This window comes from Aquimarina megaterium XH134 (assembly GCF_000520975.1).
In the GTDB taxonomy this organism is placed as follows: Bacteria; Bacteroidota; Bacteroidia; order Flavobacteriales; family Flavobacteriaceae; genus Aquimarina; species Aquimarina megaterium.
In genome coordinates this window covers 280,500-297,138 of the sequence record NZ_JACB01000015.1, presented here as the reverse complement: position 1 = coordinate 297,138, position 16,639 = coordinate 280,500, and the positions used below count along the sequence as shown (strand labels likewise).

Annotated in this window: 16 protein-coding genes; 5 read left to right on the top strand and 11 right to left on the bottom strand. The window is 32.9% G+C overall.

Annotated elements, in window-relative coordinates; genetic code table 11:
* Positions 1–11 precede the first annotated feature (11 nt).
* Complete coding sequence (locus Z053_RS0111650) at positions 12–1,154, bottom strand: formylglycine-generating enzyme family protein (RefSeq protein WP_025665187.1); 1,143 nt, start codon at positions 1,152–1,154, stop codon at positions 12–14.
* A 220-nt stretch (positions 1,155–1,374) separates the two neighbouring features.
* Between Z053_RS0111650 and Z053_RS0111645 the strand changes: the two genes are divergently transcribed.
* Entirely contained in the window at positions 1,375–1,596 is a 222-nt protein-coding gene (locus Z053_RS0111645) for a hypothetical protein (protein ID WP_025665186.1), read from the top strand.
* Positions 1,597–1,724: 128 nt separating this feature from the next.
* Positions 1,725–2,849 (top strand): pentapeptide repeat-containing protein, encoded by a 1,125-nt coding sequence (locus Z053_RS30080; protein WP_160170079.1) that lies wholly within the window; start codon positions 1,725–1,727, stop codon positions 2,847–2,849.
* A gap of 2 nt (positions 2,850–2,851) precedes the next feature.
* Here Z053_RS30080 and Z053_RS0111635 read toward each other — a convergent pair whose 3' ends face one another.
* The gene (locus Z053_RS0111635) at positions 2,852–3,289 is read right to left on the bottom strand and encodes a hypothetical protein (protein ID WP_241459821.1); all 438 of its coding nucleotides are present in this window, start codon (positions 3,287–3,289) and stop codon (positions 2,852–2,854) included.
* Positions 3,267–3,992, bottom strand: coding sequence for a methyltransferase domain-containing protein (locus Z053_RS28395; protein ID WP_035095864.1), 726 nt, complete (start codon positions 3,990–3,992; stop codon positions 3,267–3,269). Before Z053_RS28395 ends, Z053_RS0111635 begins: the two co-directional genes overlap by 23 nt.
* A gap of 78 nt (positions 3,993–4,070) precedes the next feature.
* Between Z053_RS28395 and Z053_RS0111625 the strand changes: the two genes are divergently transcribed.
* Complete coding sequence (locus Z053_RS0111625) at positions 4,071–4,646, top strand: nitroreductase family protein (RefSeq protein ID WP_035095862.1); 576 nt, start codon at positions 4,071–4,073, stop codon at positions 4,644–4,646.
* 63 nt (positions 4,647–4,709) lie between these two features.
* On the opposite strand, the gene Z053_RS0111620 is transcribed toward Z053_RS0111625, so the two are convergent.
* The 4 genes from Z053_RS0111620 to Z053_RS28390 form a co-directional block, all read right to left on the bottom strand.
* Positions 4,710–5,150, bottom strand: a complete 441-nt coding sequence (locus tag Z053_RS0111620) for a hypothetical protein (RefSeq protein WP_025665181.1) — start codon at positions 5,148–5,150, stop codon at positions 4,710–4,712.
* A gap of 188 nt (positions 5,151–5,338) precedes the next feature.
* Positions 5,339–6,115, bottom strand: coding sequence for a TIGR03915 family putative DNA repair protein (locus Z053_RS0111615; RefSeq protein ID WP_025665180.1), 777 nt, complete (start codon positions 6,113–6,115; stop codon positions 5,339–5,341).
* Positions 6,116–6,126: 11 nt separating this feature from the next.
* Complete coding sequence (locus Z053_RS0111610; RefSeq protein ID WP_025665179.1) at positions 6,127–7,389, bottom strand: putative DNA modification/repair radical SAM protein; 1,263 nt, start codon at positions 7,387–7,389, stop codon at positions 6,127–6,129.
* Entirely contained in the window at positions 7,379–7,792 is a 414-nt protein-coding gene (locus tag Z053_RS28390) for an endonuclease domain-containing protein (RefSeq protein WP_152538294.1), read from the bottom strand. The genes Z053_RS0111610 and Z053_RS28390 overlap by 11 nt, the downstream gene beginning before the upstream one ends.
* 139 nt (positions 7,793–7,931) lie before the next feature.
* Here Z053_RS28390 and Z053_RS0111600 point away from each other — a divergent pair, with 139 nt between their 5' ends.
* The gene (locus Z053_RS0111600; protein WP_025665177.1) at positions 7,932–8,699 is read left to right on the top strand and encodes an XRE family transcriptional regulator; all 768 of its coding nucleotides are present in this window, start codon (positions 7,932–7,934) and stop codon (positions 8,697–8,699) included.
* Here the strand turns inward: Z053_RS0111600 and Z053_RS0111595 are convergent.
* Positions 8,696–9,697: an App1 family protein gene (locus Z053_RS0111595; RefSeq protein WP_035095860.1), complete on the bottom strand. Its 1,002-nt coding sequence runs from the start codon at positions 9,695–9,697 to the stop codon at positions 8,696–8,698. The genes Z053_RS0111600 and Z053_RS0111595 overlap by 4 nt on opposite strands.
* A 277-nt stretch (positions 9,698–9,974) precedes the next feature.
* Positions 9,975–12,353, bottom strand: coding sequence for a sodium-translocating pyrophosphatase (locus Z053_RS0111590; RefSeq protein WP_025665175.1), 2,379 nt, complete (start codon positions 12,351–12,353; stop codon positions 9,975–9,977).
* Between the two features lie 347 nt (positions 12,354–12,700).
* Between Z053_RS0111590 and Z053_RS0111585 the strand changes: the two genes are divergently transcribed.
* On the top strand, positions 12,701–13,327 hold the full coding sequence (locus Z053_RS0111585; protein ID WP_025665174.1) for a hypothetical protein: 627 nt from the start codon (positions 12,701–12,703) through the stop codon (positions 13,325–13,327).
* 59 nt (positions 13,328–13,386) lie between these two features.
* On the opposite strand, the gene Z053_RS0111580 is transcribed toward Z053_RS0111585, so the two are convergent.
* Together Z053_RS0111580 and Z053_RS0111575 are read right to left on the bottom strand one after the other, a co-directional pair.
* Positions 13,387–13,917 (bottom strand): inorganic diphosphatase, encoded by a 531-nt coding sequence (locus tag Z053_RS0111580; protein WP_025665173.1) that lies wholly within the window; start codon positions 13,915–13,917, stop codon positions 13,387–13,389.
* A 209-nt stretch (positions 13,918–14,126) separates the two neighbouring features.
* A complete protein-coding gene (locus tag Z053_RS0111575; protein WP_025665172.1) occupies positions 14,127–16,625 on the bottom strand; it encodes a DUF5686 and carboxypeptidase-like regulatory domain-containing protein in 2,499 nt (832 codons plus the stop codon).
* Between the last annotated feature and the right edge of the window lie 14 nt (positions 16,626–16,639).

Below are 16,639 nucleotides of genomic sequence, written 5' to 3'. Positions count from 1 at the left end.
TGCTAATATCTTTATTCTGTATTTTTTGAAGTATTAATCATATCAATACCTAAAACCGTTCTAAAGCCTAGATGCTCAAGCGAAGAGTCCATACTAGTGGCCATTCGTGCACTATTGCGATAACTGGCACAATAAGAATCACTGCATAAAAAAGAACCGCCTTTTATTACTTTTTCCTGCAAAGCAGGATTATTAGGATTATATGGTTTTACAGCACCTTTAGGATTATGAGTTAATCCTTGTTGTTTTAATTGATTGTAATACGTTGTATTGTACCAATCTTGTGTCCACTCCCAAACGTTTCCGGCCATATCATATAGGTTATATGAATTAGGAGGATAGGAACGAACAGGAGCCTTATTTTCATAACCATCTACTTTGGTGTTTTGTAGTGGAAACTCTCCTTCCCATGTATTGGCATGACTACTTAAATGCTTGATGTCATTTCCCCAGAAAAAAATAGTATTTTTTTCTTTCCCTCGAGAAGCATATTCCCACTCGGCCTCGGTAGGTAATCTTCGACCTGCCCATTCGCAATACGCCACAGCATCTTCATAAGCAATATGTACAACAGGATATTCGTCTTTTCCTTCAATAGAACTTTCTGGACCCAAAGGATGTTTCCAGCTGGCTCCAATCTTCCATAACCACCATTGAGAATAGTCAAAAAGATTAGCAACACTATTTTTTGTTTTTTTAAAAATAAGCGAACCAGGTTGCAATATAGAATCATGAGGTTTAGGAGCATTGGGAGGTAATTGCTTTTTCATTTCTTCCCATACAATCTCTCGCTCTGCCATTGTTATATAGTTTGTAGCATCAACAAATTTTTTAAATTGTGCATTTGTAACTTCTGTTATATCCATAAAAAAACCATCTACAGAAACAGGATGGGCAGGAGTCTCATGTTTCATGATCATATGATCATTTTTTACAGCCCCTTGATTGAAACTTCCTCCAGGAATCCAAACCATTCCTTCTGGGATTGCTATTCCTTTTGGTACATCTTTAATAATTTGTGTCTGCTGTTTCGTTGAGGTTTTTTCAACTTTTTTAAGCTCTTGTTCTTTTTTACAACTTGTAATTATTGCAAAAAAGATAAGTAATAGTAGGAGCTCTTTTCTATATCTTTTGCAGTATGTATCCCTGTTCATGTAGTAATTGTGTTTTTATATCTAAGTTGTTTTAAGCTGGTGATTCAAATGTAATCTTTTTTAGATCATAAAAAGATAAAGTTTTTAGGATACTCTACAAAACGATAAAAGCTGCTTTTAATCGAAGATTAGTCTTTTAATTAGGCTGTTTTTTTATTTTTTGAAAAGCATAATTATATTTTAGTGTCTAATTCTTAGGGAGTTACTTAAAATATTTCTAATGAAAAAGGAGCTAGACATTTCAGAAATCCGATTAATCATACGCAATCTAATCGCATTTATAGTGGTAGAAGGCAAAGAGTATGTGAGCGATAAAAAAAAGAAAGCATATGTAGCAGGATATGTACAGCTTTTAATAAAAACTATTCATCTTATCGATGATCAGGAAGAACTCTCTATAATAGAAGATATTGCAGAAGATATCTCGACTTATCTCGAATGAAAAAACACCACTACTGATTTTACTATGATCAAAGAGGGCTTTTTTACTACGTTAAGAAAGCTCTCTTTTTTTTAAAGTAATAATAACTTTTATATCTTATGCGTTTTAATATCCAAATCTATAGCGCTGTGAACGAACAAGATTATATTGAACGGTTAAAAAACGAAAATAAGTTACTTCAGGATAAACTGGATAAAATTAATAAAGGGAAACAGAAAAAAAGAAGATTCAGATGGTGGCTCTTAAAAAAATCCAGTACTCCAATTTTTGGCAATCGGCTTAAAAGAAGTATTAGCGCTGCTATTAATGAGTATAAAGAATATAAAACAGTTTCTGTAGATACAGTTTCTGATGTATCTTCTAGTGTGATTTGGCGAGTAACAAGAATTGGATTGTTTGCATTTTTATTTGCCATAGTTCCTTCATTAGTATTGATTTTTCAAACAAAACTATTGATGAATCAAAATAAATTAATTACTAGTCAGAATAATCTTGTAGAAGCAGACCGAAGATCATCATTGGTATTTGTAATGGGTGATGTTCTTACCGATTTAAATGAAGAATTAAAATATAAAGGCTCTGGTAGTCGTAATATAAGTAAAACATTAGAAGCTAGAATAGTTGGTCTGTGTATGGCGATGAAACCATATCGCTATATCGATGACGGAGTGTTAATTGATAAACCAATTAGCCCAGAGCGTGGGCAACTACTATTTACACTTTTAAAAAGTGATTTAGGTCTGGAATCTTCACAAGATATTTTAAATTCTGCAGAGTTTAGATATACGAATCTTAGAAAGGTTAATCTGGGAAGAGGAGTTAATCTTAAATATGCACGATTGGATTATTCTGATTTAACAGAAGCTCAGATGCCTGCTGCAAATATGGAAAGCTGCGATCTTAAAGAAGTACGAATGAGTAAAATTAATTTATCTGATGGTAACTTAAAAAGAGCACGATTGCATAATGCTAATCTACAACGGGCAGAATTGTTAAGTGTTGATTTTACTAATGCTAATTTGTATGGAGTAGACCTTAGCGGAGCCGATCTCTCTGAAGCGATATTATGGGGGGCCAAATTAGAAAATGCAAATTTAACAGATGCAATTTTGGATAATGTTATTGTAGATAGGCAAGATTGGATAGCATATATTTCGGACACTTTGGATCTGGAAGGCGCCGGAGATATCGAAAAAAAATATAGGATTAAAAAACAAGGAAAGAAACAGTTTGTTCTGGTTCCCAAAAAATAATACTATTTATCGCGTATAAAAATTAGGCTGTGTACTTTTTTAACAAGCCAATTTCCTGCCGGAAAATATAATGCAAAGAATAAAGCCATCCCTAAACTGAAGTTTTGAGGGTTAAATACCTTATCCAGGATATTATCGGGATATGCATAGGATGATTGAAGCCAATATCCTAAAAATTCTAATATTCCCATTGCAACCAATCCATATGCATATTGCTCAAAAAAAGGATATTGCTTTAAGATAATCGAAATAGGTACCATATATAAAATGTAACATGTAATTACTTGCCACCAGTATGTAAATCTGGCAATTTCTACTTCTGCTCCAAAACGATTCATCCCCAACCCCCATAAGAAATAAATAATAACATAAGTTAGGATTAAAGTTTTTGGTGTTTCCTTTAGAGTATCTATATGTTTAGATAATATTCTTTTCATCATGAAGATATATTTGAGCAATCATACGGAAAAACGGCTTTTTGGTAATGCGATGTTTTTCTATTGCACTCTTGCGAATAATTGTTTCTAATTCTTTATTAGTAAAAGCTCTTTGTATAGCAATCAACCCATCCTTTCTTGCCATATCTGAAACGGGAAGTATAAAACGTATTGTTTTAAATATATGATACGCCATTTTACTTCTGTATAACTCACTAAAAATAATATGTTTTACGGTATTAGATTGTAACTTTTTTAAAAAATCGATTAGATTTTCGTTATTAAAATGATACATAAAATGGCTACTGATCAACAAGTCACAATCTGGTAATGCAAAATCCTTATCTAGAATATTAGCGGCATTAAAGCTAATATGAGTAGGGTCGGGGTTATTTTGCTGTGCATAAGAAATACTTTTAGGATTGCCATCAATTCCTGTAAATGTGGCTTTTATTTTATGTTTCTTTAGCATGTTAGAGATATGTATAATACAATCTCCACCACCACAACCAATATCAACAATATGAATTCTTTCAATCGCAGGTTGCGTTATGCAATAATGCAGTATGGCTTTACTTAATTGTCTGTGATTGCCAAAATAAGTGTTTATAAATTTTAAGCTGTCTAATGTAGAATTAAGTATTCCTCCTGATAGGGATAAATTGTCTAGTTGCTCAGGTTTATGTAGTCGAACTCTATGGTTCACAATATTATATTAATTAATGATACAGGTGTTTTTAGTCCTTAGAATAATAATAACTTTACAAAAAAAGAAGAAAATACTATGTTTAAAGCCGATATCAATGAAATAATTAGAAGGAGACGATCTGTTTTTCCGGCGCAATACAATAGCAAAACTGTGTCTAAAGAATTGATTAATATGTTGTTAGAAAATGCAAATTGGGCTCCAACGCATAAGCTTACACAACCGTGGCGTTTTAAAGTGGTAGAAGGAGAAGCCAAAGATCGATTGGGGGCATTTTTATCAGATACATATACCGATATCACTTCTGATGAAGATTTTTCTCCATTTAAGTATAATAAAATAATCAATAATTGTAAATCTGCTAGTGCGATAATAGCGATTTGTATGCAACGTGATACAAAGGAACGTGTACCTGAGTGGGAAGAAGTTGCCTCGACTGCAATGGCAGTACAGAATATGTGGCTGACCTGCACAGCAAACGATATTGGTTGTTATTGGAGCAGTCCCAAGTTGATCAACTATATGGGTGATTTTTTTGATTTTGAAGAAGGAGAGCGTTGTCTGGGATTCTTTTATCTCGGGTATTATGATGAAGATGAGAAAAATACTTCAAAACGAGAATCGATAGAGGATAAAGTACAATGGATGGAATAAAAAAACCATCCACATTGTGGATGGTTTTTATAAGCCATACGACTTATTGTATTTTAAATACGACTACTGCTGAGTCATTGCCTTAGCATACTCTTGCATTTTTGCAGCACTAGCAGTCATATAGTCAGTCCACTTTTTAGCATCATCACCAGATAATTTACCAGCAATTTCTTGAGCTGCTGTACCAAGTGCTTGACCTTGTTGACCAAGTTCAGCAAAAGCAGTCATATCTTTGCTTTCAGCAGCTTTTTTGTATGCAGCCATATACTCTTCGTACTTATTTACATAATCTTGCACTTCTTTGTTGTCAAAAGAAGGAACACCGTCAACGGCTTCTTCTACTTTTTCTGCAACTTCTTCGGCAGCTTCTTCTACTTTTTCTGCAACTTCTTCAACAGCTTCTTCTGCTGTATCCGCTGCTTCTTCAGCTTTATTAGCAGCATCTTTACAAGAGATCACTGTTAAAAACACTAGAGCTAAAGCTCCTAAAAAAAATTTTTTCATAATAAATAGATATAGTTAATTTTGGTTACTTAACGCCAAATCTAATACTTTATTTTATCTATTCGAAATTTAAGATGGGTAAAAAATACACACTGGTTTTTATTATTTGAGTATGATATAGGCCTAAGTCCCTAATACACTTGTAAATTAGGGGTTTGCATAGATAAAGATTTCTTAACAATATAATATTATAAGCTACTATTTTTCTCGGTTAAGTATTTCCAGTAGCGTTTTGGAAGGTGTTGTTTATGTAATTTGTTGTTTTTACGAGATTTTATGTTCACATTATTGTAGTATGTTCCCCATAGTTTTTGAAACTCGGTTTCGTTTTGAGCGAGTAGTCCTTCTGAAATACGAGTCTTTTTTCGAGAAAACCCTTCGATAGTAACTGTTTCTACAGTATTTAGATCATAGTAGATACCATAATTTCTTTTGATATCATAGATAACCCATTGCTGATCGGCATAGCGATCCTTAAAATGATGAATGATTAAGGGCAAAACATTAAAATCTGGTTCTACGGTAGCAGTATATATATTGTCTTTGGTTAATTGAAAACGTACAAATGCTTCCATTCTATGCTTTTCCCGACCTACCATTCTCGCAACCTGGCTAATTTTTAAAATATTTTTATTGCCAAAATCAATATTCCTATTCTCTTTTTTGGTAAAAATGTTTTGCATATAGCTCAATAATGTATTTTCTACGCCTTTGATTTCACTCAAAAATACTTTAAAGAAATCCTGTTGTTCATTTCGGGTTGTTTTAGATGTAAACCCTTTCCATACCCTGGATGCTTTATGTTGCTCGGTAATAGCCTTTTCTGTTATTGTAAATAGTTGAGTATTGGTTTCTGATTCTTTTCTAATAATGGCATCAGATATTTTTTGATCATATACCATAAAAACACAACTTAAAAATCCTTCAAAACTTCCATCATATAGTAATATCGTTTGCGGATTCATAAGTATTGATATTAAGAAAAAAGACTTAATTGTTGATTAAAGTATTTTTTATACTTGCTATTAGAGTTTTTTAGGATTTTAGCCTTTAATGTATGGGGATCATGATCTTTGTTGTAAAAATCTTTAGAATTACAAGTGATAAAATATTGAGCTCTGTTTAGAGCTATGCCAATGGCTTTAAGATGAGACCAATCCAGATTTCTAAATTTTCTAGCCTGTAGTATTTTAAATACAGATTGCATACCAATACCAGGAACCCGGGCCAATATCCTTTTGTCTGCTTTGTTGATATCAATAGGAAAGAGGTGTAGATTACGTAATGCCCAACTTAACTTTGGGTCAATATCCAAGTCCAGATTTTTGTGGGTGTTGTTTAATATTTCGTTAACAGAAAATCCGTAAAATCGCAATAACCAATCAGTTTGATACAGACGATTTTCTCTAAGAACAGGAACCTCGGTTCCTAATGATGGTAATCGGGAATCTGTCATAACAGGGATATATCCAGAGTAATATACTCTACGCATGTTAAATTTTTTGTAGTAATAGGTGGCAGAATACATGATGTCTCGATCACTCTCACCAGTTGCTCCTATGATCATTTGTGTACTTTGTCCCGCTGGAGCATATCGGGGAGTGCTTTTTATAATTTTACGCTCTGCTTGGTATTGAATGATTTCATTTTTAACCTTTTGCATAGGTTTTATAAAATCTTCATGTTTTTTATCTGGTGCCAAAAGTTTTAATCCTGATTTGGTAGGGATTTCAATATTCACACTTAATCGATCTGCATATAATCCTGCCTCTCGCATCAATTCATCACTGGCACCGGGAATGGATTTGAGATGAATATACCCATTAAAATTCTCTTCTAACCTAAGTTTTTTTGCCACAGCAACTAATCGCTCCATGGTAAAATCAGAGTTTTTAAATATTCCAGAGCTTAGAAATAACCCTTCGATATAATTTCTTCTATAAAAATTAATAGTTAGATCAACTACTTCCTGAATTTTGAAAGCAGCTCTTTTAATATCATTACTTTTTCGGGTAATGCAATAGGCACAATCATAAATACAATGATTGGTGAGTAAAATTTTTAATAAGGAAACACAGCGCCCATCTTCTGTATAACTATGACAAATCCCGAAACCTGTATTATTTCCTAACCCTTTTTTAGTATTGGCTCTTTTGCCTCCGCTACTGGCACATGAAACATCATATTTTGCGGCATCTGCCAAAATGGATAGTTTTTGACGTATTCGCTCAAACGACATAGATGCATTCTCTAGTCATTTTTATTTGATTTTTAACAGTTCTTATAATTTCCTCTATATCGGTTAATATTTGATAGTCTGTGAATCTAAGAACGGTAATTCCCAGCGAAGAAATAAATAACTTTTTTGGTGCATCCAAGTTATAGATATCCGAAAACTCATGTGCGTAGCTGTCAATTTCAATAGCAATTTTTGATGCACCACAATAAAAGTCAAAATTGTAATTTTTTACAGTTTTATTTCTAAGAAAATGAAACCCTTTTTCGGTGAGTTTTTGATGAAGTTGGTCAATAGATGTAATAGAACTATCGAGTGAATGTCTAATAATTTTCTCTGATACTTTTTGGTATAAAGGAATGGTTTGTGAAGACATGGTAGATGTATTTAGTTGTAATTTTTCCAAATTTATGGAAATTTTCCATAAATATTAAAATAAAATTATGTTAAAATTGGAAATATTCCAAAATCTTGTATCTTTGCTATTAATTATCCCAGGTCATAGCACCATTTTTATATGATAATACTATTAAAATTTCGATTTTATGGATAATTCAACCAACCAAACCATAAAGCGTTTTAAACAAATTCGCGAGGAAAACCATTATACCCAATCTGATTTTGCCAAGGTTTTACAGATTAAAAATTCTACAGCAGATATAGAAAGGGGTAAGACCAAGATTTCAGGAAAAATTGTAGCCAGATTATTACAAGAATTTAATGTTAATCCCTTGTGGTTATTTGGAGAGAGTACCCAAAAGAAAATACAATTACACCTGGGAGATGTATCTCCAAAAGTAGTAACTATAGATTCTCAGAATAACGAGAATATAGTTTTGGTAAATGTAAAAGCTGCGGCTGGATACCCTCATAATGTTCAGGATTTAGACTGGTATCAGCAACTACCTGCATTTGATATTCCTTTACCAGAATATCGAAATGCTACATACCGGGGTTTTCAGGTAGAAGGAGATAGTATGTTGCCATTACTAGAACCCAAAGAATGGGTGATTGGTAAAGCCGTAAATAATCTTTCTGAAGTGAGCAATAATACAATTTGTGTAATTGTTTTGGAAGATAGTGTTGTGGTAAAGAAAATTAGAAAAAATGCAGATGCTTCTATAATAACGCTAATCTCTTTAAATTCTGAATACTTACCATATACGATTCAAACACATCAAATAGTTGAGCTTTGGGAGATAAATAGCAAATTAAGTTTTAATATTGATGCTAATTCTGATACCGCCAGTATGAAACAATTGCAAGAAGCGATGCAGGTATTAACTTCTGAGGTGAGAAGTTTGAAACATTAGTTTATGAATCCGGATTCTTGTGCATGTTTAATAGCTTCATCATAAGAGTGAACAAGTAGAATAGGAGAGATTGTAAAAGAATGTATGATCTTTTTAATTCGCTTTTCTTTTCGACGATGTTTTACGTTTCTTAAATAAATAGCCAAAATACGACCTGGGTATTGCTCTGCTATTTTGGTATAAATATCGGCATCTTTTTCTCCGCTATCTCCTATAAGAATAAATTTAAAATGTGGATACATCGTTAAAAGGTTTACAATTTCGGACTGTTTATGCGGAACTTTAGGTTTTGGGGTTTTGTCAAATGGAGTTCTAAAATCTCTAAGTAAAATTGGACCTTTTGGAAAATGATGCTTATTAAAAAATGCGCTTAAATAATCATATAAATTCCATGGACTATTACTTACATAAAAAAAAGGATTAACAGGTGATCCTTTTGTGCCCAGATGTAATTTTTTACAAAATTTTACCGTGCCTTCTATTGCAGTTCTCTTGTCAAAGTTTTTGAAAAGTGTATTCGCAATAACCCTCCATTTAAATAGTGAAGCAACACCAGTATGTATGATAGTGTCATCAATATCACTTATAATTGCAAATTCTGCTTGATCTGATGGTACAAGCATTTGGCTTTTAAATATATTTTTGTTGCTTATTTCTTTATGTGTGCTTTCTTTTTTGTAAGATACGCTATATGCAATCCAACCGTTTTCATCTATATGGTTAGAAAGTGCGGGAATATCAAGTTCTAGATTATAATACCCTTCGAGATCAGTACGAGTTTCTATGACTTGTCCATCGGGTAATTTTAGTGTTATCTCGATATTTCTAATTTCATCACTTTCGAGCTGCCTATAGATATTTCGTAACGTTTTAAATATACTTTGATTTGTACTAAAATCAATATTTTCATCTTCGAGAGCTCTTCCAGTTGCACGAAAAATAGAATTTGTGCCATAACCAAGGTAAGTATTGATACGTAAAGCTTTTTTCTTAAACATGAAAAATATAAATTTTAATAATTTGTATAGTTACGTTTGATGCAATTTTATGTATTAGTCGTATTTATTTAATTTTTTTCAAAAAAAAAATCATTTATGTCCTTTATGGAAATCAATATTTTACCATTTATAGCGTATCCATTCTTTTGATGAAATTTTTTCATTCTGAAAATCAAACATACCTATGATACTTTTTTTATTGTACGCTATAGATATCATAAAAATAAAGAACCTCGCCCAAAGAGCGAGGTTGTCTTATATATTAATTTTAAGAATCTTACTTTATAGAAGCTTTAATTGCTTCAATTTCAGCTTTTACTTCGGCTTCTGATCCTTTTAATTTTTTTACATCATGTTTCACTTTTCCTTTTTCAGAAGTTTCTATGGTAACAATAGCAGTTGCTAATTCGCCTTCCATTTTCATACGAACTTCAATTTTCTTTTCAGAATCGTTATTTGCCGATTGTATCACTTCAATATTGTTAGATGCAACAGCAGTTTCAGAAGTATGTCCACCTAAAATAGGAGCGATTACAAGACCTACCAAACAGGTAAGCTTAATTAAGATATTCATAGATGGTCCAGATGTATCTTTAAAAGGATCTCCTACAGTATCACCAGTTACTGCAGCTTTATGAGCGTCAGAACCTTTGTACGTCATTTCTCCATTAATTTCTACACCAGCTTCAAATGATTTTTTAGCATTATCCCAGGCACCACCAGCGTTATTTTGAAAGATTGCCCACATTACGCCCGATACACAAACACCAGCCATATATCCACCTAGTGGCTCAGCTCCAAAGATTAATCCTATAATGATAGGAGTAATGATGGTAATTAATCCTGGTAAGATCATCTCTTTTAAAGCGGCTTTGGTAGAAATATCTACACATTTTGCATATTCTGGAGTTCCAGTTCCTTCCATAATACCAGGAATTTCTCTAAACTGGCGACGTACTTCATGTACCATTTCCATAGCGGCTTTTCCAACAGATTGCATAGCTAATGCTGAAAAGATTACTGGTATCATTCCACCAACAAATAACATGGCTAATACATCGGCTTTAAAAATATTAATACCGTTAATTCCTGTAAAAGTAACGTAAGCAGCAAATAGTGCTAATGCTGTTAAAGCAGCAGAAGCAATTGCAAACCCTTTACCAACTGCTGCAGTTGTATTTCCTACAGAATCCAGAATATCTGTACGTTCTCTAACTTCAGGATCTAATTCACTCATTTCTGCAACACCACCCGCATTATCGGCAATAGGTCCGAAAGCATCAATTGCTAACTGCATTGCTGTTGTGGCCATCATCGCAGAAGCAGCTAGAGCTACGCCGTAAAACCCTGCTAATGCGTATGAACCATAAATTGCAGCAGCAAATAAGATTACAGATAAAAATGTAGATTTCATTCCTACAGCCAAACCTGCAATAATATTGGTTCCTGCTCCTGTAGAACTATTTTGTACAATATTTAATACTGGTTTTTTACCTAAACTGGTGTAAAATGATGTTACCATAGAGATCAAAGCACCTACTGCAAGACCTATAATTGTAGCGTAGAATACATTTATCGATGGAATTTCTTTCATTCCTTCTCCAAAAAAGCTCATCTGCATCGTTTTTGGTAGCATCCAATCGATTAAGAAATAACTAGCAATCAATGTTAAAATAATAGCTGCCCAGTTTCCTACATCTAAAGCTTTTTGTACTTGTGCTTCTTTAGCATCGTTATTTTTAATACCTACTAAGAATGTTCCTATAATTGATGCCAAAATACCAACTCCGGCAATAACTATTGGGAGTAAAATTGGTCCCATGTTACTAAAAGCATCAGAAAATTGCGTAGTAGTAGACATATCTCTTATTACATAGTTTCCTAGTACCATTGCTGCAAGAACAGTAGCTACATATGATCCAAAAAGATCGGCTCCCATACCTGCAACATCCCCAACATTATCTCCTACGTTATCTGCAATTGTTGCAGGGTTACGCGGATCATCTTCTGGGATACCAGCTTCTACTTTACCAACTAAATCTGCTCCAACATCGGCTGCTTTGGTATAAATCCCCCCTCCAACACGTGCAAAAAGTGCAATAGATTCAGCACCAAGTGAAAACCCGGCTAATGCCTCTAATACAACTGTCATGTTATCATAAAAGGAACCTTCACCACCCATAAACTGACCAGTGAAAAACATAAAGAATAAACTTAAGCCTAATACTGCTAGTCCTGCAACACCAAGGCCCATTACTGTTCCTCCACCAAAAGATACTTTTAATGCCTGCGGAAGGCTTGTTTTTGCTGCTTCTGCAGTTCTTGCATTGGCATCTGTAGCTATACGCATACCGATATTACCGGCTAGTGCCGAAAATATGGCCCCAATAACAAAGGCAGGTACAATCATCCAACTAGTAGTGTCTACAAGCATTGAAATACCAAACAGCGCTACTGAAGCTATAACAACAAAAATTACTAATAATCTATATTCTGCCGCAAGGAATGCTAAGGCTCCTTCTTTAATACTTTTAGAAATTTCCTGCATTTTTTCATTTCCAGGAGCTTGTTTTTTTACCCAAGCCATTTTAATAAACATAAAAAGTAAGCCTAGAATTGCCAATGCAATTGGCACAAAAATCATATTTGATTCCATTAAATATATTTTAAGTTAATTAGTCGTTTTAAGTCAATTAGTCGCTAAAAGTAGTAAAAATACCCTAAATACGAAAGATAGTTAGAGGGCAATAATTTTAAATAATCGATTGTGCGATAATGAAAAAAACTACTGTTTTTGGGGAGTAAATTATGATAATACTACCTTATATTGTGTAAGTTTTAAAAAAATAGGAAGATATATGTTTTTATATTTTTACAGAACTGCCTTTCTGATAGTGTTTTACAGTTTGTTTTTTTACAGGTTATACAAATGCTCAATATGCATTCGAGGACTATTCTGCTCCGTCCTATAAAATATATAATAAGTGGGAAGAATATAATAGAATGGATACTAAAGGAACCTATGATTGTACCTTGTCGATAGACCAGTTTTTTGATAATAAAGATAACTTAACTATTCAATTAACTTGGTTTGTTGATCAAATCGATTTTGGTTTGATTCGTATTTTTCGAAATAAGAGAGAGATTCAAAAAATAAAACAACCAGGTTCATTTTCTCCTTTAACAATGAAAGGAGGACTTGTTTTGGTGTCAGATATAAATGGCGATGGATATAAAGATATAAAATTAATACAGCAAGGTACAGGAAATGGAGTGATGGGTATGCTGGTTAAAGTCTTGTATTTATTTCAAAAAAGTGATATGTTATTTCAAAAAATATCTTTTGATGATATGACATTTGAAAGACACAGATCAGAAAGAGATGTTGATAATGACGGTAATTACGAAATCATAACAATGAACCTGGAACAATTTAATGGACATAGTTATTGGGCCTTTAATGTTTTTGAATATGTCAATGGAAATTTAAGAAATGTAAATGATAAAGTAGGATATCCAATGGTTGTTCAATATACATACAAAAGGAATTATAAAATTACTCAGCATATGAGTACGCTTCAAATGAAAAAGTATAAAAGAGAGTTTCCTTCTGGGTATGATGTAAAATAAAAAGCATGATGTTTCTGTAAAGAAAACATCATACTTTTTATTACCCTTAGAATTGATATTTAGGAAATACTAAATAATCCTTTTGGTTTATTTTCTAGTTCATCAAAACGCTTAACGCAGGCTTTGATAATTTCTTTAGCCTCATCGATATTACCCCATCCTCCGACATCAACTTTTTTCTCTTCCAGATCTTTATATACCTGAAAAAAGTGCTCTATTTCTTTTATTAAATGAGGATTCATTTCTTTTAAATCTGCCAGTCGACTAGCTATAGGGTCGGAAACGGGGACACAGATGATTTTTTCATCAGGACCTTTTTCATCGGTCATATGAAAAACACCAATAGGTTTTACTTCTATTACACAACCAGGAAATGTTGGCTCTGTAACCAATACTAAAACATCCAGAGGGTCTCCGTCTAAAGCTAAAGTTTCGGGGATAAATCCATAATCTGCAGGATACATCATAGAGGAAAAGATCATACGGTCATATCTGATTTTTTTTATATCAAAATCATACTCGTATTTGTTTCTACTTCCTTTTGGTATTTCAATTAGTACGTCAAAGCTTTCTTTAGTAGCTGCGCTCATAATTACATTCTCTTTTTAATGGGCGGCAAATATAGGTATTACAAGGGGTTAGTTAAAATTTATAAAGAAAAATTATTGCTTTTTTAGTTAAATCTTAAAATTGTGATAACCTAAAAGGTTTTTAGATAAAAATACACGCTAACAATACAGAAAAATATAATGATTCTATGATGTAATCCAAGGTTTAAAACTGCGCTGTAATAAATTCTTTAGAAATAAAACCCAAAAGATCCGGTAACTCCAAATTTACGAGCATCAGGATTGTCAAAATAATTTCCTCTAAAATGAAAATCTATTCTGAAAACTTTAAAAATATTCCCTACACCCAAACTATATTCCCAATAAACTTCGTCGTTAGGAGCTCCTACAGATTGTAAAAAGCCTGAAGCATCGATTGCGATATTTTCATCAGATAACTCTCCCCAAACACCTCTTATACCAACTAACTCTCTAAGATTAAGTTTTCTTAGTAGTGGTATTCTAGAAAATATTCTACCGTTAAAATTATGTTCTAAGTGAAGAGAAGTATAGGTATCTGTAACAAATTCATAATAGTTTAATAGCGGAAAAGTATTATATATAGAAAGATAAGTTTGATTTCCCGGGATAACACTTAATAGGCCTAGTGGGACTTCGCCAAATGTTTTTCCGACTTCTAATGAGCTGTTTAATACACCGAAACCTCCAATGTTCCATGGTTGTCGATAGAAAAATTGTAGTTTTTGATACTCAAAATCACTTTCGATCAAGCCCTTTACACCAACACTGTAGTTTAGGAATAAAGTCGAGAAATCACCATCATTTACAACAATTCTATCTACGCCATAACCAGTAGTTTTCCTACCTGGTGTATATGTAATTTGCGTTGCTATTTCGGTTTGTTTGATTTGAGTTCGCAATTCATTGGTTTCGGGATCAAGAAAATCTAAGCTAAATAAAGTAGGGTCTGCCGGTTTTAAAGTTCTGTAGGACCCTGTTATTCCTACTGTTAAATTTTTCTTAGGCTCTATTTGCATAGAAAATGCAGACAGATTAATAGATGTAAGCCTATCATTATCTCCGGTAGCGATAACAGAGGAGGAGGCTAGACTTCTTCCTTCAACATTATTAGTATTGGTTAGACTGGCACCAAGTTGCTCTACATCTCGTCGGTTTCCGGCAGCTACGATAAGTCTTGATTTTCGATCCACAAGATATTTTCCCGAAATTCCATATTTAAACTTATTGTCTTTAAAACCATAAGCGCCATAACCTTCTATACGCCATCGATCATTAGCAGTAAAATATGTTCTACCACCAGCTCTAAGCCTAAATCCTTCAATATCATTAAATCCAATGGTATTAAAAAGAGGACCAAAATCAAAACCATTAAACTCTACATATCCCGAAGCTAATATGGTTCCTATATTATAGAGTCGTTTAAAAGCTTTTACTGTCTTAAGGGTATCGAGCAGTTTGTATACTTTTTGTTCATCCTTATTCAGTTTTTCCATTCTGGCATTAGCCCAGAAAGAATCCTCTCTGTTATAGATATCCTGGTCATATGGATCTACCTGACTTTGATAGAATTTTTTATCTTTTTTTATGTCAAATTTATAATTGTCATATAAAGTTGTTCTTTTACCATATACTCCGCGTGATTTTTCTTTCTTACTAAAAGCAAAATCAGACTGAAAATAATCTTTGGTAATTAGAAAAATAGAATCATTTAATACATCGAACTCTTGTTCGATATATAAATCTTTTACCCAATTAATATTGGCACTCTTTGTAACTTCCAGGTTTATTTCTTTAATGGCCCAGGTTGTATCATTAACCCAAAAATCTCCTTTAAAAGTCAACTCATTTTTTCTTCTGGGATAATATATAATGTTATAACACCATTTATTATCTATATATGCACTATCTGTTAAGACATAGTTATATACACTAATTCCTGTTCGAGATAATGGACTGGTAAAGCTTTTGTCAAAGAATTTTAGATAATTTTCATAAACATCGTAGTCAGAGTACAGGTCTTTAACAAATGCGATTAAAGTTTGATTATCACTAAAACCAGCATTTTTATTTCCTGCCAGCACTTCTTTCTCTTCATTAATTACATTATCACCATACACTTTAGAAAGTGCTTCATTAAGAAAAATAGGTAAATAGGTTTTTCCGGTTATTCTTGATGTATCTACATCATCAAAAATAAATTCCATGCCGTTAAAAATCCTGCTATTAACCAAAGCACTATCAATCGTATTAAGGTCAAATTCTAATTTTTCATATTTATCATAGGTGTATTGCTTAAACTTTTTAACTCCATTTTCTCGTCGGTTTTTCCAGATTTTTCTTAGAATATCGATCGCAGGATTATTTTTTTTAGAAGTTTTTCCTTTATAAATAACAACTTCATCCAATGCAGCGGCTTCCTCTTCGAGGGTGATTTCCATCTTATAGGTAACCCGTTTGGTTAGCTTTATAGTTTTGGTTTTAAAACCAATAAATGAAACTTTAACATTAGAATAATTGTTGTCAGATTCCATATAGAACCTACCGTTTTCATCGGTTATAGTTCCTATTGTAGAATTTGCAAATACAATATTAGCAAAAGGAACAGGTTGCTTATTGCTATCATAAACCTGGCCACCAATTTTAGTTTGTGAATAAAGAAATGTACAACTCAATAAAGTAAAAAGTATTCCTAAAATCAAATGTCTCATCTAATACTATATAA

Excerpts from the sequence above, each read along its gene's own strand:
- Z053_RS0111580 (WP_025665173.1), bottom strand. The coding sequence starts at position 13,917 with ATGAGCGCAGCTACTAAAGAAAGCTTTGACGTACTAATTGAAATACCA.
- Z053_RS0111575 (WP_025665172.1), bottom strand. The coding sequence starts at position 16,625 with ATGAGACATTTGATTTTAGGAATACTTTTTACTTTATTGAGTTGTACA.
- Z053_RS0111585 (WP_025665174.1), top strand. The coding sequence starts at position 12,701 with ATGGATACTAAAGGAACCTATGATTGTACCTTGTCGATAGACCAGTTT.
- Z053_RS0111645 (WP_025665186.1), top strand. The coding sequence starts at position 1,375 with ATGAAAAAGGAGCTAGACATTTCAGAAATCCGATTAATCATACGCAAT.
- Z053_RS0111590 (WP_025665175.1), bottom strand. The coding sequence starts at position 12,353 with ATGGAATCAAATATGATTTTTGTGCCAATTGCATTGGCAATTCTAGGC.
- Z053_RS0111650 (WP_025665187.1), bottom strand. The coding sequence starts at position 1,154 with ATGAACAGGGATACATACTGCAAAAGATATAGAAAAGAGCTCCTACTA.
- Z053_RS0111635 (WP_241459821.1), bottom strand. The coding sequence starts at position 3,289 with ATGATGAAAAGAATATTATCTAAACATATAGATACTCTAAAGGAAACA.
- Z053_RS0111600 (WP_025665177.1), top strand. The coding sequence starts at position 7,932 with ATGGATAATTCAACCAACCAAACCATAAAGCGTTTTAAACAAATTCGC.
- Z053_RS0111625 (WP_035095862.1), top strand. The coding sequence starts at position 4,071 with ATGTTTAAAGCCGATATCAATGAAATAATTAGAAGGAGACGATCTGTT.
- Z053_RS0111610 (WP_025665179.1), bottom strand. The coding sequence starts at position 7,389 with ATGTCGTTTGAGCGAATACGTCAAAAACTATCCATTTTGGCAGATGCC.
- Z053_RS0111595 (WP_035095860.1), bottom strand. The coding sequence starts at position 9,697 with ATGTTTAAGAAAAAAGCTTTACGTATCAATACTTACCTTGGTTATGGC.
- Z053_RS0111620 (WP_025665181.1), bottom strand. The coding sequence starts at position 5,150 with ATGAAAAAATTTTTTTTAGGAGCTTTAGCTCTAGTGTTTTTAACAGTG.
- Z053_RS0111615 (WP_025665180.1), bottom strand. The coding sequence starts at position 6,115 with ATGAATCCGCAAACGATATTACTATATGATGGAAGTTTTGAAGGATTT.